The following is a 19,684-nucleotide window of genomic DNA, read 5'->3' on the forward strand; positions in this document are numbered from 1 at the left end:
GGAAAGAACCGCGTCTGGCGCCTGATGCGTGAAAATGATCTGCGAGTGAAGACTAAGCGGCGATTCAAAGTCACCACTAACTCGGATCACAAACGGCCTGTCGCGCCAAACCTTTTACAGCGCCAGTTCCATGCCGAAGCCCCTAATCGGGTATGGACCGGAGATATCACCTATATTGAGACAGCTCAAGGCTGGTTGTACCTGGCAGTGGTGCTAGACCTGTTCTCCCGCCGGATCGTTGGCTGGAGCATGAGCGATCGAATGACAGATGACCTAGTCATAACGGCTTTTGCCAATGCAACGATGAAGCGGCGTCCAGCAGGCGGCTTCGTTTTTCACAGTGATCGCGGTTCGCAGTACTGCAGTAAGCGGTTCGGTGCCATGGTAAGCAACTCTGGCGGAGTGCAAAGCATGAGTGGCACCGGATGCTGCTACGATAACGCTGTGACGGAAACGTTCTTCTCAACCCTGAAAAGAGAAATGATCTACCACTGTTCCTTTAAGACCCGGCAGGAAGCGCAGAGCCGGATTTTTTGCTACATCGAAGGTTTTTATAATCGCAAGAGGCTTCACTCTGCCATCGGCTACTGCTCCCCCGAAGAGTTCGAACAGCAGGAGTTTAAGATGGCAGCATAAGGGTTTTTAACGTGTCCTCTATTGCGAAGACAGGTCAGTCATTTGGTTTTATCCCCTTCATCCCTTTTATCCCTGTTCGCTTATGTCTTTGGGGGGGCAGTCTTTGCCGTTATCGATTACCCTTGACAACTGTCATAGGAAAAATTATATTTTCAATCGTTAAAGGGGAGTAGTTATCGGCTGGAGAAATGGCCGACCCGAGCTTCGTCAATACGGTCGTAAGACCCGGAGCCGGGACAGTTAACCTGTCAACAAGACCTTTATCCTGGTAATTTTATGCCGAGGGTAAGGGTCTTTTTATTTATCCTCGGCCGAACCAACTCCTTCGGGATACAACATTCGTAGAGGTAAATGCCATGCAAAGACTGAAAACAACTTTTCTGCTAGCTCTTCTCACCGTGCTCATGGTGACCATGGGACAGGCCCTCGGTGGCCGGTCCGGCATGATGATGGCCTTCGTTCTGGCCCTGGGGATGAACTTCTTCTCCTACTGGTTCTCCGACAAGATCGTCCTGAGCATGTACGGCGCCCAAGAGATCGGTCCGCAGGACCATCCCATGTTCTACAACCTGGTACGCAACCTGGCTGCCGGCGCGGGGCTCCCCATGCCCAAGGTCTACATCATCCCCTCCGACAGCCCCAACGCCTTCGCCACCGGCCGCAATCCTGAACACGCGGCGGTCGCGGCAACGGAAGGTATCCTGCGCATTCTCTCTCCGGAGGAACTGGAAGGGGTGATGGCACACGAACTCGCCCACGTGCAGAACCGCGACATCCTGATCGGGACCATCGCGGCCACCTTCGCCGGCGCCATTTCCATGATCGGCAACATGCTGCAGTGGGGCGCCATGTTCGCCGGAGGTCGCGACGATGAGGAGGGGGGCGGCATTGGCGGTCTGGTCGGTTCGCTGGCCATGGCCATCATCGCGCCCATCGCGGCGATGCTGATCCAGATGGCGGTTTCCCGCTCCCGCGAATACCTGGCCGACGCCACCGGCGCCGAGATCTGCGGCCGCCCGTTGGCGCTCGCTTCGGCGCTCCGGAAACTGCACATGGGCTCGCAAGCGCTGCCGATGCAGGAGGCGCGTCCGGCAACAGCGCACATGTTCATTGTGAACCCGCTCACCGGTGGCGGCGTCATGCAGCTCTTTTCGACGCACCCGCCGATGGAGGACCGCATCGCACGGTTGGAGCAGATGGCGGTACGGCGGTAACCTGTACGCTCTTCCTCTGCCCCAAGAGAGGTTATCTGTAGGGCGAATAATTATTCGCCCAGCCGCCGGTGCCCCGACCGGTGCCAAGGCCTAAAGCGGTGGTGGGGCAAAGGGGGGCGAATGATTGTTCGCCCCTACAGTGGCGGCGGATCCACGCATTAATTCAATAATAGGAGACACAATGGACTGGCTTACCGACCCGCAGGTCTGGATGGCCCTGGTTACCCTGAGCGCGCTGGAAGTCGTGCTCGGCATCGACAACATCATCTTCATCTCCATCCAGGCGAGCAAGCTTCCCCCGGCCCAGCAGGAGAGGGCGAGGCTGACCGGCCTGGGGCTGGCCATGTTCATCCGTATAGCGCTGCTCTTCTCGCTCACCTGGCTCATGGGACTCACCGCACCCCTTTTCAGCCTCCTGGGCAACGAGATCTCCGGCCGCGACCTGATTCTCATCAGCGGCGGACTCTTTCTGATCTGGAAGAGCACCATGGAGATCCACGAGAAACTGGAAGGGGAAGAGGTGGTGCAGGCGTCGACGGTCGGCGCCACCTTCGGCGCGGTAATCGTGCAGATTCTGCTGCTCGACATCGTCTTCTCGCTCGACTCCATCATCACCGCGATCGGCATGGCGAGCCAGCTCTTCATCATGGTGGCGGCCGTGGTAATCGCCGTCGGCTTCATGATGCTCTTTTCCGGAAAGATCAGCGCGTTCGTGGAAAAGCACCCGACCATAAAGATGCTGGCTCTGAGCTTCCTGCTCCTGATCGGCGTCTCCCTGATCGGGGAGGGCTTCGGGATGCACATTCCCAAGGGTTACATCTACTTCTCCATGGCGTTCTCCGTGATGGTGGAGATGCTGAACCTGAGGGTGAGGCGCGGCAAGCCCGTCAAACTGCATGAGCCACACCTTGACACTGACATGAGGGGCGAGTAGCTCGCCCCTTTTGTATTGACACTGTCTCTACTCATTCGGTATCTTCACTGACTCATGCGAAAGTTCCTACCCGTAAAATTTCTTTCCTTCCTGCTTCTCGCAGTCATCTTCTGCGCCTTCTTTAGTGGCGTGTGTGACAGCGCACATGCCACCGAGGCCGGTGGCAGTTTTGTCAGCTGTGCGCAAAGTGCGTCCCATGAGGGGGACGACTGCGAGACACCCAACTGCCCCCTCCAGGGGGAGGATGAGCATGACGGCTGTGACTTCTGCTGTGATTGTGCCTGCCATGTCTCTCTGAGCGCCAACCCCTTCTCGTTGCACTACAAACCCGTCTTCTCCCAACTCCAGACTTTTGATCGCTTCACCTTCTTGCCGGAAGTATTTCTCTCCAAGTTCGTTCCCCCGCAGTTAAACGCATAATCCCCTTACGGCCTTAGTACGTCCTGAGCCGAGGCTCGTCCTCCGGTTGCATCGTGCCGTGGCCTGTGCACCTTTCTTCGCCTTTACACAATCTGATTCAGGAGGTTTTCCTTGGGAACTAACTCCCTGAAGGGTTCGCGCCTTTTTGCGGCCGTAGCCCTTTGTCTGCTGTCCGTCGCGCCCGTTTTTGCGGAATCGCAGCCCCTTTCGCTGCGCGAAGCCATTGTCACCGCGCTTAGCAACAACCCGGATCTCGCCTCGCAGCGCAAGGAGGCCGGCGTTTTGGACGCGGCTGCCATGCGTGCCGGCCTGCTCCCCAACCCGACGCTGGAGGTCGAGGTCGCGACAGGCGCCCTGACCGGCAGCAGCGATGACAACACTCTCTCCCTGGGGATTTCCCAGGAGATCCTTTTGGGAGACAAGCGCAGCAAGCGCCGCGCTGTAACCGAGCGCGATCAGGCGGCATATCGCTGGCTCCTGGCCGACCGCGAGCGTGCCCTTAAAGAACAGGTGCAGGGCGCCTACTGCGACGTGCTGCTCGCCCAGGAGAGGCTTGGCCTCGCCCGCCATTCCGTGGAATTGAACCGGCAATTGCTCGCCGTTGCCGAGGCCAGGCTTGCTGCCGGCGATATCCCGGAACTGGAGATGTACCTGGTCAAGGTGGAGTTGACCCGCAGCGAAGGGAGCCTGATCGAGTTGCAGCGCGGCCTGCTCGACGGCAGGACGAAACTGTTTACTCTCATGGCTCTGGCGCCGGGCGAATCCCCCGCTTTGAGCGGGAGCCTGAAAAGCGTGGACGCGCCGACCAAAGGAGTGGGCGACCTGAAGCAGCTTGCCATGCTGCAGCGACCCGACCTGAAGGCGCTCCATGCCGCGCTGCAGAAAAGCGACGCCGAGGTCGCCCTTGCCGAGGCGGAAGGGATCCCAAACCTGACCGCCGGCCTTGCCCTGAGCCGCGAAGCCTCCTCCATGGAGATCGGCGGCATCGAGGGGAGGGAGACCTCTTACACCGTCGGCGTGAAGTTTTCCATGCCGATCCCGGTGTTCGACAGGAACCAGGCCGGGCAGCAGGAGGCGCGCGCCAAACGCTCCAGCGCCGAGATCCGACTCCAGGGCGCCGCCGCCACCGTGGAACGCGAGGTGGAGACGGCCCATGTGAGCTTCATCAACGCCGAGGCCGTGCTGTCCCTGTACCGCTCCAACATCCTGGGCCAGTTGGACGAGAACCTCAAACTGACGCAGGAGGCCTACCGGCTGGGTGAAGTCGGCATCCTGGCGGTGATCGAGGAGCAGAAGAAGTATTTCGAGGTGAGCGACGGCTACCTCACCGCCCTGCATGCCAGGCAGATAGCTTTGAACAAACTCGAATCGGCAGTTGCCGCTGACATCAACGGAGGTGCGCAGTGAACAAGAAGGGAATCATCATCGGGTTGGTCCTGACCATAGCGCTCGGGGGCGGCGTCGCCTACCGGTTGATCACCACCCCTGGCGGTGCCGAACACGCAGAACAGGGCGAGCATGCAGAAGCGGGACACACAGAAGAGAAGGGCGCCCACGCGGACGAAAAGGGGGGGCACGCCGAGGGGAAGGAAGAGAAGGGGCACGACGAGCATGGCGAAAAGCTCGTTAAGATGGCCCTTGAGGTGCAAAAACAAAACGGCGTGGCGGTGGCTACTGCCAAGAAAGCGCAGATGCCCGGCGTGATCAGCGCCACCGGCAAGGTCGAGGCCAATGCCGACAGGATCGCGCACGTATCCCCGCGCATCTCCGGCAAGATCGTGGCGGTGCGGGCGTCGCTTGGGGACAGCGTGGGCGCGGGACAGGTGCTCGCGACCCTGGACAGTGTGGAACTGGGCGAGGCTATGAGCCGTTATCACCAGTCGAAGACGAGGCTTTCCCTGGCCCAGTCCAACATGGAGCGGGTGAAAGCCCTGGTGGATAAGAAGATCGCCGCAAGAAAGGAGATCCTCCAGGCGGAGACCGACTACAAGACGGCGCAGACGGAGCTGCACACCGACCAGGAGCGTCTTTCCCTGTACGGTGTTTCCGCGGCGGACCTGAAGGGGGACAAAAGGCCGCTCCTCCCGGTGCGCTCGCCCATAGGCGGCGTCATTACCGAAAAGCATGCCATCGTCGGCGAGTTGTCCGATCCGGCCAAGAGCCTTTACACCGTCGCGGACCTCTCCTCGGTCTGGGTGCTGGTGGATATCCATGAAAAAGACCTGGCGAAAGTGCGCCGGGGGCAGACGGCGACGGTGTCGGTGAGCGCGTTTCCGGAGGCGAAGTTTCGCGGCCGCATCACCTACCTCTCTGACGTGGTCGATCCTGCGAGCCGCACCATCAAGGCGCGGCTCGAGGTCGCCAATCCCGGCCGCAAGCTGAAGCCGGAGATGTTCGCCACCGTGGAGCTGGCCACCGGAGCGGACGCAGCAGCGGTACTCGCCGTCCCGGAAGGGGCCGTCGTGGAACTGGAGGGGAAAAAGCTCGTCTTCATCGCCGAAGGTGATGCCGCGTTTGAGCCCCGCAAGGTTGAGCTTGGGCGTGCTTCCGGCGGCATGGTCGAAGTCCTCTCCGGGCTCAAGGAAGGCGAGCGACTGGCCGTGAAGGGGGGCTTTGTCCTGAAGTCGGAGCTGCAAAAAGGCGAGATCGCGGGACACGACCACTAAGGAGACCAGCACCCATGCTTGAAAAAACAGTCGCATTCATGCTGAAGCAGAAGGGGATGGTCATCTTCCTTGCGCTGGTGATCGTGGTCTTCGGCTTCTATTCCTATCAAAAACTGCCTATCGACGCGTTCCCTGATGTGACGAACATTCAGGTCGAGGTGGTGAGTCATGCCGACGGGCTCTCGGCGGTCGAGATCGAGAGGAACGTCACTTACCCGATCGAGATGGCGATGCGCGGACTCCCTGACATCGAGCAGCTTCGCTCGGTCACCAAATTCGGCCTGTCCATCGTGACGGTGGTCTTCAAGGACAACGTCGACATCTACTTCGCGCGGCAACTGGTCTTCGAGCGGCTGGCGGAGGCGCGGGAAAAGGTTCCCAAGGGGGTCGAGGTCACCATGGGGCCGATCGGCACCGCCATGGGGGAGATCTACCAGTACACCCTGGAGGGGAAGGTGCCGCTGGACCCGGAGGCGAAAAGGGCGTACCTGACCGATCTGCGCACCGTCCAGGAATGGGTCGTCACCCCGCAGTTGAAGAGCGTCCCGGGCGTCAATGAAATCAACTCGTTCGGTGGCTACTTCAAGCAGTACCAGGTGGTGGTCGCTCCGGACAAGCTGCTCAAATATGGCGTCACCGTGGACGACGTACACGACGCCATCGGCAGCAACAACAGCAACGTCGGCGGCAACGTGCTCGAGCGTGACAGCGACCAGTACATCGTGCGCGGAGTAGGCCTGATCAAGAGCACGGGCGACATAGAGAACATCGTCCTCAAATCTCAGGGGGGGACGCCGGTCTACCTGCGCGATGTGGCCCAAGTGAGGATCGGCGAGGCCGTGCGCATGGGCGCCGCCGTGAAGGACGCCGCCGGCGAGGCGGTAGGGGGCATCGTGATGATGCTCCGCGGCGAGAACAGCCGCGACGTCGTGGCGCGCGTGGCGGCCAAGGTGAAGGAGATCAACGAGAGTAACATGCTCCCCGAAGGCGTGAAGCTCGTGCCGTACTACGACCGCAGCGACATCGTCAAGGCGAGCGTCGGCACGGTGAACAAGGCGCTCATAGAGGGGGCCCTGCTGGTTCTCGTGGTCCTTTACCTGCTCCTGAACAGCATCCGCGGCAGCATCGTGGTGCTCCTGGCGCTGCCGCTGTCGCTTCTGGCCACCTTCATCGTCATGAAGCTGACCGGCATCACCGCAAACCTCATGTCCCTTGGGGGCCTTGCCATATCCATCGGCATGATCATCGACACCACCATCATCCAGGTGGAGAACGTGCAGCGCCACCTGAGCGAGACCGCGGAGGGGCAGCCGAAACTGAAGACGGTCCTGAAGGCGGTGATGGAAGTGCGCAAGCCGAGCATCTTCGGCGAGCTCATCATCGCGCTCACCTTCATCCCCATTCTGACCCTGGAAGGGATCGAGGGGAAGATGTTCGGCCCCCTTGCCATCACGGTCGCCATCGCTCTTTTGGCGTCACTGCTCCTCTCGATCTTTATCATCCCGGTGCTCTGCAGCATCATCCTGAAACCTCAGGCTGAGAAAGAGAGCCGGATCATGGTCTACGCCAAGGAGCAGTACCTGCCGCTCCTGGAGTACGCGCTGAATAAAAGGACGGTGATCCTCGGCGTCGCGGGAGGGTTGCTCGTCTTCTCCCTCTTCCTGGTCACGAAGCTCGGCACCGAGTTCATGCCCATCATGGACGAGGGCTCCTTCGACATGGACATCGCCATGCTCCCGGGCGTGTCGCTCGCCAAGGCGCTCGAGGTGAACCAGCTGGCAACTGCGAGGCTGAAGAAGTTCGACGAGCTGGACGTGGTGGTGGGGCGTATCGGCCAGACTGGCGTCGCCCTCGACACCCGCGGTCCCGACAAGACCGGCTACGTCGGTGTGTTCAAGCCGAAGGAACAGTGGAAGCGCGACATCTCGAAGGAGGAGCTGACCAACGAGATGAGGGAGTCGCTGGAGACCATCCCGGGCATCAGCTTCGGCTTCAGCCAGCCGATCCAGTGCCGCATCGACGAGCTGGTGGCGGGCACGCGCGCCCAGCTCATCGTGAAGCTGTTCGGCGAAGACCTCGACGTGCTGCGCGACAAGTCCGCGGAAATCGCCAAGGTGCTCGGGACGGTGCGCGGCGGCACGGACCTGAACACCGAGAAGGTGTCCGGGCAACCGTACCTCACCGTCACCATCGACCGCGCAAAGATCGCCCGTTACGGGCTCAACATAAGCGACGTGCAGAAGGTGATCGAGATCGCCGTGGCGGGAAAGGCCGCTTCCACCTTCTACGAGGCGAGCCGCAGCTTCGACATCACGGTCCGGCTGCCGGAGGAGAAGAGGAATTCGCTTGAGGCGATCCAGAACCTCCTCATCTCCACCAAGTCGGGCATGAACATACCGCTCGACCAGTTGGCCGAGGTGAAGATGGTGGAGGGGCCTGTGCAGATCAGCCGCCAGGACGGGGTGAGAAGGATCGGCATCGAGATGAACGTGAGCGGCCGGGACATTGGGAGCTTCGTTGCCGAGGCAAAGCAGAAGATAAAGGACCAGGTCAAGCTTCCCGCCGGCTACTACCTTACCTGGGGCGGACAGTTCGAGAACCAGCAGCGCGCCATGAACAAGCTGATGATCATCGGTCCGGTGGCCGTGGCGCTGATTCTTCTTCTGCTCTACGTGACCTTCCGCTCGATACGCCTGGCCCTGCTGGTGCTTTCGAACCTTCCCTTCGCGCTGATCGGGGGCATCTTCTCCTTGTTCTTGTCCGGTCAGTATCTCTCCGTACCGGCATCGGTCGGCTTCATCGTCCTGTTCGGGGTAGCGGTTTTGAACGGCCTCGTGCTGGTGTCGAGGATTGCCCAGCTGCGTGAAGAGGGGCTCTCCATCGACCAAGCCGTGCGCCAAGGGGCAGTGGACAGGTTGCGGCCGGTCCTCATGACCGCGTCCATAGCGATCTTCAGCCTCATGCCCATGCTCTTCGCCGGGGGGACCGGTTCGGAGATCCAGAAACCTTTGGCCACGGTCGTCGTGGGAGGCCTGATTACCTCGACACTGCTTACGCTGTTGATCATTCCCGCCGTGTACGGTTGGTTCGAGAAGAAACAACCCGAGCCTGAAATGCAGTGACACAAAAAGGAGGCAACACATGAAATGGAGTGCTTTGATTTATCTGGTCTCTTTGGCGCTGCTCGCGGGTTGCGCCGATACATCCGCGCTGGTCCGGCCTGTGTCCTCTTCCGGCTTTGAGAAGGTCTTCGACGTGAGGGGAGGCGAGGCGAGGCTGAAAACGGGGGAGGCGGGCCTGGACGTGGCGGCCATGCTGAAGACCCACAAGGCGCGTCCGTCCCTCTTCCCGGACAGGCACGGCACCCCCGAGTTCCGTTTGCAGGTCTCCATCGATGGGCAGGCCGACGCCTGGCCTGGGGCGTTGCATGAGGAAAGAGGGCGGTTCCTTAATCTCGCCGACCCGGAAGCGGGCGCCGGGGTAAGGTACCGCTTTTTCAAGCCGCTGCGGCTCAAGGCGGGAACGCACCAGATGGTTGTGGCCTTGCCGGACGAAGGCGTCAGCGTGAAGCGCAGCATCACGCTTGAAGAGGGGCGGCTGCACACCCTGGTGGTCGAACCGGTGTACAGCGCCAAGGCGGAGAAACGGCGCCCCGGGCTTTTCGGCTCTGCAACTTTCAAGGAAGGAGTGCGCAGCTTCAGGCTGATTTTGGACGGCAAACAGTTGGAGAGTTAGCGGGTTGTTGTTATGTGATGGTGCCGTGGCCGCCCCTCCTCCTCCGGTCACGGCACATTTTTTCCAACAAATTCCCCTCGCCGGGGCGAGCAAGACCCGATATCGATGTAAACGCAATCGCGGTGGCCGATTCAGCCACTGTTTTAAAATCAGCAAAAGGATATTGAACGACGACGGCCCCGCGTAAAGCGGGGCCGTTTTTTGGTTTAATCAAAAGTTTAACGTTGCGAAACAGAGCGAGCTGTTGTAAAGTGTCGCGCGGTCGAGGGTCAGGCCACTCATTAGAAGTGCGGCTCTTGTTTTATTTTCGACTAACGCTCCGTTTTTCAAGTAGTGCCAGGTTTACCAATAGCTTGCTTATTTCCAAATGCTTATGGTATACATCTGAAGCTATTCCCGTGTTTTATTTTGAGAAAATTTTAACCTGAATTTCATCCCTGTAGCGGGTCGAAGTTTTTGGTCAGACAAATCCAGTCGGAAGGAAGTCGACATGTTCTTACAACAGCTAGTAAACGGCGTGGCCCTAGGGAGCGTCTACGCGCTCATCGCCCTCGGCTACACCATGGTCTACGGGATCATCACCCTGATCAACTTCGCCCACGGCGAGATCTTCATGGTCGGCGCCTTCATCGGGCTGCTGCTGGTCTCCTTCTTCAAGGTCAACGTCTTCGTTGCCATCCTTGGCGCCATGATCTTCTGCATGATCATGGGGGTGATCATCGAACTGATCGCCTACCGCGCCCTGAGGAAGTCGTCCCGCCTTTCCGCGCTCATCTCGGCCATCGGGGTCTCCATCTTCCTCTCCTCGCTGGCGCTGATGGTTTTCGGTGCAGACGCCAAGGGCTTCCCTGACGGCGCTTTCCCGGTACAGCAGATCAAGGTGGGTAGCGCAGACATCTCCACCCTGCAGCTTCTCATCATCGGCGTTGCCGCGGTCCTCATGATGGGCCTCGAGTTCATCGTCCAGAAGACCAAGATCGGCAAGGCGATGCGCGCCACCTCCGAGGACTACAACACCTCGGCCCTGATGGGGATCAACGTGAACCGCGTGATCTCCTTCACCTTCGCCTTGGGCTCCGCGCTCGCCGCGGCCGGCGGGGTTCTGGTAGGGGTGCTGTTCAACGCGGTCTCCTTCAACATGGGCCTCATGGCCGGCCTGAAGGCCTTCGCCGCCGCGGTCCTGGGCGGGATCGGGTCCATCCCGGGCGCCATGCTGGGCGGTCTGCTCCTCGGCGTCTCCGAGGTCTTCGGCGTCGCCATCGGCTACTCGTCTTACCGTGACGCCATCGCCTTCACCATCCTGGTGCTGGTCCTCCTCGTCAAGCCGACCGGCCTCCTTGGCCAAAAAATTACAAAGAAGGTATAGATTCGATGGCAGACTTCCTGAACAGCTTGGTCGGCTCGGTCGACCCGTACATGTTGCAGATCCTTGTCAACGTCGGCATCGCTATCGTGCTGGCGCTGGGACTTAACGTCATCACCGGTCTCACCGGGCAATTGTCCCTGGGGCACGCCGCGTTCATGAGCATCGGCGCCTTCACGAGCGCCATGGTGACCATCAAGACCGGCCTTCCCTTCTTCGCCAACCTCGCCGTGACTGGTGTGGTGACCGCCATCGTGGCCGCGGCGATTGGTTTCCCGATCCTGAGGCTCACCGGCGACTACCTGGCCATCTGTACCCTTGGCTTCGCGGAGATCGTCAAGGTCTTCTTCCTGAACTTCGAGCCGACCAACAAGGCGCTCGGCCTCACCGTCCCCCAGGCCAAGACCTCGATCCCCATGCCGATCTACGTATGGGTGGTCGCCATCCTCGCCATCATCCTGGTCACCTTCGTGCAGAACTCCCGTTTCGGGCGCGCGCTGAAGGCGATCCGCGAGGACGAGATCGCGGCCGACGCCATGGGTATCAACACTGCACGCTACAAGATCCAGGCATTCGCGCTGGGCTCCTTCATGGCCGGCATCGGCGGCGGTCTCTACGCCCACTTCCTGAGCTACATCAACCCCTCCGACTTCGGGTTCCTGAAATCGGTCGATATCCTGGCCATGGTGGTTCTGGGCGGCTTGGGCAGCGTCCCGGGTGCTGTGATCGGTTCCTCCGTGCTCGCCTCGGCGCCTGAGTTCCTGCGCTTCATGTCGCAGTACCGCATGCTGGTGTACGGCGCGCTGCTGGTATTCCTGATGGTGTTCCGCCCCAACGGGCTTCTCGGCGGCGTGAACGTCACCGAACTGCTGCTGCGGGCAATCGGCAGGAAGCCGGCTGGCAAGTAAATTACGAAAATAACTCACGAAACGAGAGTAACGCATGTCTATTCTTAAACTCGATAACGTCACCATCCGCTTCGGCGGCCTGGTCGCCGTAGACAAGGTAAATCTCGAAGTCCAGAAGGGTGACATCATGGCCCTGATCGGGCCGAACGGTGCCGGCAAGAGCACCATGTTCAACCTGATCACCGGCATCTACACCCCGACTGAGGGGCAGATCTCCTTCATGGGCGAGAGCATCTCCGGCAAGCCGGCCTTCAAGATCGCCGCTTCCGGCATCGGCAGGACCTTCCAGAACATCAGGCTCTTCACCCAGTTGACCGTTCTCGAGAACGTCCTGATCGGCGCCCACACCCAGGGGTCCTTCGACCTGACCGGGGCGACCCTGAAGTTCCTCCCGTGGGTCCGTCGCGAGGAGAACGAACTCAAGGAACTGGCCATGTCCTGCCTGAAGCAGGTGGACCTGACCCACAAGGCCTACGAACTGGCCGGCAACCTCCCGTACGGTGAGCAGCGCCGCCTCGAGATCGCCCGCGCCCTGGCCATCAAGCCGCAGATCATCCTGCTGGACGAGCCGGCCGCCGGCATGAACCCGCAGGAGAAGCTGGTCCTCGCCGAGATGGTTAAGGCCATCAGCAAGACCGGCATCACCGTCTTCCTGGTCGAGCACGACATGAAGTTCGTCATGGGAATTTCGGATCGCATCGCCGTTCTCGATTACGGTGTCAAGATCGCCGAGGGCACTCCGGAGGAGATCCGGAAAAACCCGAAGGTCATCGAGGCGTATCTCGGCAAAGGAGCAGCGGATGCTTAAGGTAGAGAATGTCAGCGTGAACTACGGCGCCATCAAGGCGCTGCAAAACGTTTCCTTCCAGATCAACCAGGGTGAGATCGTGGCCCTCATCGGCGCCAACGGTGCCGGCAAGACCACCATCCTGAATACCATCTCCAACATCGTCCCGTCCGTGGCTGGCAAAATCACCTACCTGGACAAGGACATCACCAAACTGCCGCCGCACGAGATCGTCAAGCTGGGCATCTCGCAAGTCCCGGAAGGGCGTCGCGTCTTCGCCAAGATGAGCGTGCTCGAGAACCTGGAGATGGGCGCTTACACAAGAAGCGATAACGAGGTCGGCTCCGACATGGAGAAGATCTTCCAGCGTTTCCCGCGCCTGAACGAGCGCAAAAAGCAGCCGGCCAAGACCCTTTCCGGCGGCGAGCAGCAGATGCTGGCCATGGGCCGGGCGCTCATGTCCCGCCCGAAGCTGCTCCTTTTGGACGAGCCCTCCATGGGCCTCGCCCCGATGCTGGTCGAGCAGATCTTCCAGATCATCCAGGAGATTAACGCCAGCGGCACCACCATCCTCCTGGTCGAGCAGAACGCCAACATGGCGCTCTCCATCGCCCATCGCGCCTACGTCCTTGAGACCGGTGAGGTGGTGCTGCAGGGCGACGCCAAGGAACTTGCCTCGAACCCCGAAGTGAGAAAGGCTTACCTGGGAGAGTAGGGTGTCTGACACCACAACCAAACCTTGGATCAACCCCTACCTGGCCATCCTGGTAGGGGTTTTTGCTGTCTCCTTCTCCTCCATCCTGGTGAGGGTTTGCACGGCTCCCCCCCTGGTGATCGCGGCCTACCGGCTCATTTTCACCTTCTGCTTCCTGGCGCCCTTCACCCTTTGGGGCGGCGCGCCCGCCTTGCGCGGCATGACCGCGCGCCAGGTCGGCCTCTCCGCCGCCAGCGGCGTATTCCTCGCGCTGCACTTCGTCACCTGGTTCATCTCTCTCAAGTACACCTCCATCGCCAGCTCCGTGGTGCTCGTCACCACCCAGCCGCTCTTCGTCGTGTTCGGTTCCTGGATCTTCTTCAAGGAGCGGGTGCCGCGCAAGGCGCTCTACGGCTGCTTCCTCGCCTTCGTGGGCAGCGTGGTCATCGGCGCCACCGACTTCCAGTTGGGAGAGAGGGCGTTTGTCGGCGACCTGCTGGCGCTCTTCGCCGCGGTCATGGTGTCCGGGTATTTGCTCATCGGCAGGAGGCTGCGCCACGGCGTGCCGCTCACCGGCTACACCTTTGTCACCTACGGCGCCAGCGCTGTTACCTTGAGCGCAGCGGCTGCCGTGGGCGGGGTGCCGTTTTACCCGTATTCCGGGCGGGACTGGCTCATTTTCGTGGCTTTGGCCTTGGTCTGCACCATCCTCGGGCATACCGTTTTCAATTGGGTATTGCGTTACGTGCAGGCGTCCGTGGTTTCTGTGAGCATCCTGGGGGAGCCGTTGGGGGCGATCGTGTGGGCCGCGGTGTTCCTCGGCGAGAATCCTACGCCGCGCCAGGCGATCGGCGGGTCCATCATCTTCGCCGGGCTGTACCTCTTCACGAGGGTAACTGCTAAAAACGATAAACCGGTAAACCGTTAACAAGGAGAAAATCTGAGGACATCTGAGAACTACGGAGAGAGGCAAACCTTTAAACGGTTCCTCTGATTTTCTCAGATTTCCTCAGATTTTCTCCCTGTGAAAGGTTTTGATTCTGACTTTGGAGGCAGCAATGGATTCATCTTTGAGCGCAAGCGCGAAACGGGTACAGGATGCACTAACCGGCTTCGGTATCGATTGCCGGGTCAAGGAGTTCGGCGAGAGTACCCGAACGGCAGTCGATGCGGCTAACGCAGTGGGCTGCGAGGTCGGGCAGATCGTCAAGTCACTGGTGTTCCGCGGCAAGGAGAGCGGCAAAGCGGTCTTCGTGGTGGCAAGCGGCGCCAACATGGTGAACGAGAAGGTGCTGGCAACGCTCATGGGCGAGAAGATCGAGCGGGCCACGCCGGATTTCGTGCGCGAGCAGACCGGCTACGCCATCGGCGGGGTATCCCCGGTGGGGCATCCGGCGCCGCTCACCACCTTCATCGACGAGGACCTGCTGAGCTACCAGGAACTGTGGGCCGCCGCCGGGACACCCAACGCGGTGTTCGCACTGACCCCGGAGCAGCTTTGCGAGATCACCGCAGGGCAGATTGCCGCCATCAAAAAATAGGCGCCGCCCGCGTTAACAGTGGGGCCACTGTAGGGGCGAATAATTATTCGCCCAGGCGGCTTAGCCGCCGTATCAGAGCAAGCAATCGCGGCAATGCCGCTAAACCAACAGAGAGCAGAGCAAAGGACACAGGCAACGACATGCAAAACGTACAAGTAACCAAGGCACGGGACAGTTTCACCTCTGGTTTAGGAGTCATCGCCGCGACACTCGGGTCCGCGGTAGGCTTGGGCAACATCTGGAAATTCCCCGCGCTGACCGGTCTGAACGGCGGGGCCGCCTTCATCATCGTCTACCTGCTCTCGACCCTGATGGCCGGCCTCGTGGTCATGGTCGCCGAGCTCATGCTGGGGCGCCGCTCCAAGTCCGACGCGCTCACCACGTTCAAGGTGCTGCACCCCAAAAATCCCACCTGGGCCCTTATCGGCGCGGCCGGCGTCCTTTCCGCTTTCCTGATCCTCGCCTTCTACACCGAGGTGGCGGGGTGGGTCTTCGCCTACATCTTCAAGGCCGCTTCCGGCAGCATCCTTTCCGCTGACCCCAAGGTCACCTCCGCCGGCTTCGAAAAGCTGATCACCGACCCGGTGCAGTCCGTGTTCTGGCAGTGCCTGGTGCTGGTCTTCGTCGGCGCCATCATCATCGCCGGCGTTTCGAAAGGGATCGAGAAGACCACCAAGCGCCTCATGCCGGTGCTGTTCCTGATCCTGGTCATGATCGGCATCCGGAGCCTGATGCTTCCCGGCGCTGCGGCTGGCCTTGAATTCCTGTTCCGCCCGGACTTCTCCAAGGTTACCGGAGCCGTCGTCCTCACCGCCATGGGGCTCGCCTTCTTCAAGCTCTCTGTCGGCATGGGGACCATGATCACCTACGGCAGCTACTTTCGCGATGACCAGAACATCCCGATGACCGCGCTACGCGTCATGCTCGCCGACCTCACCGTCTCCATACTGGCGGGCGTCGCCATCTTCCCGGCCGTCTTCACCTACGGTTTCAAACCGGAAGCGGGGCCGTCGCTGCTTTTCATCACCATTCCGGCGGTGTTCTCGCAGATGCCCTTCGGCAATATCTTCGTGGTGCTCTTCTTCGTGCTGGGCGCCATCGCCGCCACCGGCGCTATGCTTTCCATCCTCGAGGTTCCGGTCGCGTACCTGCACCAGCGCTTCGGCATGTCCCGCCTCAGCTCGACCGTGCTGACCGTGGTGCTGCTGGCCCTGATCGGTTCCACCGCTGCGCTCTCCAACAGTCTGCTGGCCAACTTCAAGCTGTTCGGCATGACCATGTTCGACCTCTACGATTTCGTAACCTCGAACTTCCTGATGCCAGTGGGCGGCCTGTTCATCTGCCTCTTCGTCGGCTGGGTCTGGGGCGACGAGAAGGTGAGGGCGGCCCTCTCCAACGACGGGCAGTTGAAAAATGGCGCCATCATCAGTATCTTCTTGTTCCTGGTGAAGTACGTCGCACCGATCACCATTACCGCCATCCTGCTGCGCGGCCTCAAGGTGATCTAACTTGTTCAGTACCCCACTTCCCTCCGCTCGCTCTAGTTCCCTCCCCTGGAGGGGGAGGGCTAGGGAGGGGGAAGGGGGGCATCTTTCTTGTTTAGGGTTCCCCCCTCCCAACCTCCCCCCTCCGGGGGGAGGAGTAGACGGTCCAAGGACATCTGCCACATGAGCAACCTTTCCGACACCACCGAGCTCACCGCCGCGCAAAAAAGCCGCCAGGGCGTCATCTACGGCCTGGCGGCTTACCTTTGCTGGGGCTTCTTCCCGGTCTACTTCAAGAGCGTCAAGGTCGTCCCGCCCCTGGAGATGGTCTCGCACCGGATCGTCTGGTCGCTCGCTTTCCTTATCATGCTCATCACCTGGAAAGGCGGGTGGCCTGCCACGATAGAAGTGCTCAAAAAGCCCAAGTCGCTCGCCGTCCTCTTTGTCACCACCATCCTCATCGCTACCAACTGGCTGGTCTTCATCTACGCCATCAGCATTGGAGAGGTGCTTCAGTCGAGCCTCGGCTATTTCATCAACCCGCTGGTCAACGTGCTGCTCGGCTTCATTTTCCTGCGGGAGCGGCTGGAGCGCCCGCAGTGGATCAGTCTCGTCCTTGCCTTCACCGGCGTCCTCTACCTCGCCATTCAGTACGGTAGCGTGCCTTGGATCTCGCTGCTCCTCGCGCTCTCCTTCGGGCTCTACGGGCTGATCCGCAAGGTGCTGCACGTCGAGCCGCTGGTCGGGCTCACTGTCGAGACGCTGCTCCTAATGCCGTTTGCGCTCTTCTACCTGGTGCAGTTGAACCAGAAGGGGACCGGCATCTTCCTCACCCATGGACTCGCGCTGGATGTGCTGATCCCGATGTCCGGCGTGGTCACCGCCATCCCTTTGCTGCTCTTTGCTGCCGCCGGGAAGAAACTGCGCCTGGCCACCATCGGCTTTCTGCAGTACATCACGCCCACCATGCACTTCCTGCTCGCCATCACCCTCTTTGGCGAGACTTTCACCCACACCCACCTGATCAGTTTCCTGTTCATCTGGGCCGGGCTCGCACTTTATTCCCTTCACGCCTATCGCTCTATTAGAGCGTAAAGTACCAGCTTAGTACACTGTGTCGTGATCACCAATGTTGATAGGTGTGATGTCTTGGTCGGTAACAAGGAATTCAAGGGTGATCCGGTAGGAAAGGGTTATCGATATGGAGTGAAGACCGCTCAGGCGACCCGCTAGACGGTGCAGCCTGAGCGAGGGATGAAAAGGGTTTGCTTCAAGCAGTTTCAGAGTCTTTAAATATGCTGACTCAAGTTCCGGGTGGTTAACCAGGAAACGACGAGCTCGCTTCTCATATTGCTTTGTAAAGACAAGCCTATACTTCATGCCTCCTCACCTGCCCTTATTCTATTCAAATGTTCTTCTGGCGTCGACACTACGAAACGCCCTGCGGCAACATCTTCATTGCTTTGTGCAAGCGCCGCTTCCAATTCGCACTCCCGCAAGTAATTGAAGTGCTCGATCGGCATCACGACATACCGGGTCTTACCACGGACGGAAATGATAGCTTCCGAATCTTGGGACAATGCAGCCTCGATGGCAGCAACACCCCTGGTTTTTAGTTCGTTCGCGCTTATGGATGACATCCTGCTTCACCTCACTCTTTAGTATCCTTTCCAGCCCTGTTCATGGTGCGATTAAAAGTACCATACCGAGATTGTATCGTCAATTTCAGATAAGCCACCTCTCTCGTGTATTCCCCGTTGCATATTGAATGCATTTGTGCATAATGGTCGCCGGCGCTACTTGAGCGGGAGGTTTTTGTGACTGAAGCTGTGACTGAGACGCTGGGAGCACTTGATCTGGAGGAGATGGCGCGGCAGATGCGCGCTTTCCAGGATCTGACACGGGAGCTCGACGCCATCATCGATTCGTCATCTGATGGGCTCTGGATCTGCGATGCTGATGCAGTCGTAATCCGCATCAACCCTGCGTCGGAGCGGATCAACAACATCACCGCTGCCGAGGTTATCGGCAAAAACATGCACGAGCTGCTGGACCAGGGCTTCATCGACCGCTCGGCGGCACTCGAGGCTCTGACCACGGGCAAGGTGGTGAGCCAGTTGCAGAACCGGCAGGGGCGCAAGCTGATCTCCACGGGGACGCCGGTGTTGGATGCCAACGGACAGGTGATCCGGGTCGTGGTCAGCGAGCGGGACGTTACCGAAATCGACAACTTGCAGCGTGAGCTTGAAGAGCAGGAGGCGCTCAGAGACCAGTTCCGTAGCCATATGCTGGAGATGCAGCAGGCCGACCTCGCCTCGCGCAGCGTCATTGCCCGCAGTCCGCTCATGGTCAACGCGCTGAAGCAGGCGCTCAAGGTGAGCGCGGTCAACTCGACCGTGCTGATCCTCGGCGAGTCGGGCGTCGGCAAGGGGCTCATCGCGGAGTTGATCCACAAGAATTCCAGCCGTGCCGACAAACCGCTCATCGAGATCAACTGCGGTGCCATTCCTGAATCCCTTATAGAATCAGAGCTGTTTGGCTACGAGAAGGGCGCCTTTACCGGCGCGCAGGTCGCCGGTAAACCGGGCTATCTCGAACTGGCCGACGGCGGGATCCTGTTCCTGGACGAGATCGCGGAACTGCCGCAGGCCGCACAGGTGAAGCTGCTCCGGTTTCTTGAAAACGGACGCGTTGTGCGGCTTGGGGGGACCAAGGCGCGCACGCTCGATGTCAGGATACTGGCGGCAACGCACCGGAATCTTGACCAGATGGTCAAAGACGGCACCTTCCGGCTCGACCTTTATTACCGTTTGAACGTGATCCCGATCCACGTGCCGGCGCTCCGGGAACGGCGCGACTGCATCCTGCCGCTGGTCCGGCATTACGTCGACCTGTTCGGCGCGCGCGACTCGATCCGCAAGCGTCTGACCCGAGCCGCGTCCGACGCGCTTTTGGCCTACGATTACCCCGGCAATGTCAGGCAGTTGATGAACATCTGCGAGAGGCTGGTGGTCATGACCGAAACCGACCTCGTAGATGTCAAGGATCTGCCTGCCGAGATCGCCGCGGGGAGCGTGCCTTCGGCCGGGGCAGGGGGCGTGTGGCATGACGAGGTGACTCTGCAGGAGACGCTGGATAAGGTGGAAAAGGCGATCCTGGAAAAGGCGCTCGCCAAACACGGCAACCAGGTGCGCATGGCGGAGGCGCTGGGGGTGAACCAGTCGACCATCGCCAGGAAGTTGAAGAAACATGGGATCGCTTAGGCTTGTTGGTTTAGGTGACATAACCCTGTAGGGGCGAAT

17 protein-coding genes are annotated in these 19,684 nt (G+C 60.1%); 16 read left to right on the plus strand and 1 reads right to left on the minus strand.

What is annotated here, in order from left to right; all coding sequences use genetic code 11:
• The 15 genes from JFN90_RS07960 to rarD form a co-directional block, all read left to right on the plus strand.
• Nucleotides 1-636, plus strand: a 636-nt coding sequence (locus JFN90_RS07960; protein WP_199394586.1) for an IS3 family transposase, incomplete at its 5' end; no start/stop codon positions are given.
• Nucleotides 637-992: 356 nt separating this feature from the next.
• On the plus strand, nucleotides 993-1,850 hold the full coding sequence (htpX, locus tag JFN90_RS07965; protein ID WP_199394587.1) for a zinc metalloprotease HtpX: 858 nt from the start codon (nucleotides 993-995) through the stop codon (nucleotides 1,848-1,850).
• 181 nt (nucleotides 1,851-2,031) lie between these two features.
• On the plus strand, nucleotides 2,032-2,784 hold the full coding sequence (locus tag JFN90_RS07970; RefSeq protein WP_199394588.1) for a TerC family protein: 753 nt from the start codon (nucleotides 2,032-2,034) through the stop codon (nucleotides 2,782-2,784).
• A gap of 531 nt (nucleotides 2,785-3,315) precedes the next feature.
• The gene (locus JFN90_RS07975) at nucleotides 3,316-4,611 is read left to right on the plus strand and encodes a TolC family protein (protein ID WP_199394589.1); all 1,296 of its coding nucleotides are present in this window, start codon (nucleotides 3,316-3,318) and stop codon (nucleotides 4,609-4,611) included.
• Complete coding sequence (locus JFN90_RS07980) at nucleotides 4,608-5,870, plus strand: efflux RND transporter periplasmic adaptor subunit (RefSeq protein WP_199394590.1); 1,263 nt, start codon at nucleotides 4,608-4,610, stop codon at nucleotides 5,868-5,870. The genes JFN90_RS07975 and JFN90_RS07980 overlap by 4 nt, the downstream gene beginning before the upstream one ends.
• A gap of 14 nt (nucleotides 5,871-5,884) precedes the next feature.
• Nucleotides 5,885-8,992 (plus strand): efflux RND transporter permease subunit, encoded by a 3,108-nt coding sequence (locus tag JFN90_RS07985; protein ID WP_199394591.1) that lies wholly within the window; start codon nucleotides 5,885-5,887, stop codon nucleotides 8,990-8,992.
• Nucleotides 8,993-9,011: 19 nt separating this feature from the next.
• The gene (locus tag JFN90_RS07990) at nucleotides 9,012-9,605 is read left to right on the plus strand and encodes a hypothetical protein (protein WP_199394592.1); all 594 of its coding nucleotides are present in this window, start codon (nucleotides 9,012-9,014) and stop codon (nucleotides 9,603-9,605) included.
• A gap of 490 nt (nucleotides 9,606-10,095) precedes the next feature.
• The gene (locus tag JFN90_RS07995) at nucleotides 10,096-10,971 is read left to right on the plus strand and encodes a branched-chain amino acid ABC transporter permease (protein ID WP_199394593.1); all 876 of its coding nucleotides are present in this window, start codon (nucleotides 10,096-10,098) and stop codon (nucleotides 10,969-10,971) included.
• Nucleotides 10,972-10,976: 5 nt separating this feature from the next.
• Nucleotides 10,977-11,876: a branched-chain amino acid ABC transporter permease gene (locus JFN90_RS08000; protein WP_199394594.1), complete on the plus strand. Its 900-nt coding sequence runs from the start codon at nucleotides 10,977-10,979 to the stop codon at nucleotides 11,874-11,876.
• Between the two features lie 34 nt (nucleotides 11,877-11,910).
• Nucleotides 11,911-12,684: an ABC transporter ATP-binding protein gene (locus JFN90_RS08005; protein ID WP_199394595.1), complete on the plus strand. Its 774-nt coding sequence runs from the start codon at nucleotides 11,911-11,913 to the stop codon at nucleotides 12,682-12,684.
• Nucleotides 12,677-13,378, plus strand: a complete 702-nt coding sequence (locus JFN90_RS08010; RefSeq protein ID WP_199394596.1) for an ABC transporter ATP-binding protein — start codon at nucleotides 12,677-12,679, stop codon at nucleotides 13,376-13,378. The genes JFN90_RS08005 and JFN90_RS08010 overlap by 8 nt, the downstream gene beginning before the upstream one ends.
• Nucleotide 13,379: 1 nt before the next feature.
• A complete protein-coding gene (locus tag JFN90_RS08015) occupies nucleotides 13,380-14,285 on the plus strand; it encodes a DMT family transporter (protein WP_199394597.1) in 906 nt (301 codons plus the stop codon).
• 130 nt (nucleotides 14,286-14,415) lie between these two features.
• On the plus strand, nucleotides 14,416-14,898 hold the full coding sequence (locus JFN90_RS08020; RefSeq protein WP_199394598.1) for a YbaK/EbsC family protein: 483 nt from the start codon (nucleotides 14,416-14,418) through the stop codon (nucleotides 14,896-14,898).
• Nucleotides 14,899-15,038: 140 nt separating this feature from the next.
• Nucleotides 15,039-16,406 carry a sodium-dependent transporter gene (locus tag JFN90_RS08025; protein WP_199394599.1) on the plus strand — a complete coding sequence of 456 codons (1,368 nt, stop codon included), beginning with the start codon at nucleotides 15,039-15,041 and terminating at the stop codon, nucleotides 16,404-16,406.
• A gap of 159 nt (nucleotides 16,407-16,565) precedes the next feature.
• Nucleotides 16,566-17,477 carry an EamA family transporter RarD gene (gene rarD, locus JFN90_RS08030; RefSeq protein WP_199394600.1) on the plus strand — a complete coding sequence of 304 codons (912 nt, stop codon included), beginning with the start codon at nucleotides 16,566-16,568 and terminating at the stop codon, nucleotides 17,475-17,477.
• A 281-nt stretch (nucleotides 17,478-17,758) separates the two neighbouring features.
• On the opposite strand, the gene JFN90_RS08035 is transcribed toward rarD, so the two are convergent.
• A complete protein-coding gene (locus tag JFN90_RS08035; RefSeq protein ID WP_199394601.1) occupies nucleotides 17,759-18,022 on the minus strand; it encodes a type II toxin-antitoxin system Phd/YefM family antitoxin in 264 nt (87 codons plus the stop codon).
• Nucleotides 18,023-18,199: 177 nt separating this feature from the next.
• Between JFN90_RS08035 and JFN90_RS08040 the strand changes: the two genes are divergently transcribed.
• Nucleotides 18,200-19,645 (plus strand): sigma-54 interaction domain-containing protein, encoded by a 1,446-nt coding sequence (locus JFN90_RS08040; RefSeq protein ID WP_199394602.1) that lies wholly within the window; start codon nucleotides 18,200-18,202, stop codon nucleotides 19,643-19,645.
• Nucleotides 19,646-19,684: the final 39 nt, after the last annotated feature.

The organism is Geomonas propionica, from assembly GCF_016458235.1.
GTDB classification, from domain to species: domain Bacteria; phylum Desulfobacterota; class Desulfuromonadia; order Geobacterales; family Geobacteraceae; genus Geomonas; species Geomonas propionica.

Bases quoted from the DNA above. Each gene is read 5' to 3' on its own strand.
- JFN90_RS07990 (WP_199394592.1), top strand. From the start codon at position 9,012: ATGAAATGGAGTGCTTTGATTTATCTGGTCTCTTTGGCGCTGCTCGCG.
- JFN90_RS08020 (WP_199394598.1), top strand. From the start codon at position 14,416: ATGGATTCATCTTTGAGCGCAAGCGCGAAACGGGTACAGGATGCACTA.
- JFN90_RS07970 (WP_199394588.1), top strand. From the start codon at position 2,032: ATGGACTGGCTTACCGACCCGCAGGTCTGGATGGCCCTGGTTACCCTG.
- JFN90_RS08005 (WP_199394595.1), top strand. From the start codon at position 11,911: ATGTCTATTCTTAAACTCGATAACGTCACCATCCGCTTCGGCGGCCTG.
- JFN90_RS08000 (WP_199394594.1), top strand. From the start codon at position 10,977: ATGGCAGACTTCCTGAACAGCTTGGTCGGCTCGGTCGACCCGTACATG.
- JFN90_RS08025 (WP_199394599.1), top strand. From the start codon at position 15,039: ATGCAAAACGTACAAGTAACCAAGGCACGGGACAGTTTCACCTCTGGT.
- htpX (WP_199394587.1), top strand. From the start codon at position 993: ATGCAAAGACTGAAAACAACTTTTCTGCTAGCTCTTCTCACCGTGCTC.
- JFN90_RS07995 (WP_199394593.1), top strand. From the start codon at position 10,096: ATGTTCTTACAACAGCTAGTAAACGGCGTGGCCCTAGGGAGCGTCTAC.
- JFN90_RS07985 (WP_199394591.1), top strand. From the start codon at position 5,885: ATGCTTGAAAAAACAGTCGCATTCATGCTGAAGCAGAAGGGGATGGTC.
- rarD (WP_199394600.1), top strand. From the start codon at position 16,566: ATGAGCAACCTTTCCGACACCACCGAGCTCACCGCCGCGCAAAAAAGC.
- JFN90_RS08035 (WP_199394601.1), bottom strand. From the start codon at position 18,022: ATGTCATCCATAAGCGCGAACGAACTAAAAACCAGGGGTGTTGCTGCC.
- JFN90_RS08010 (WP_199394596.1), top strand. From the start codon at position 12,677: ATGCTTAAGGTAGAGAATGTCAGCGTGAACTACGGCGCCATCAAGGCG.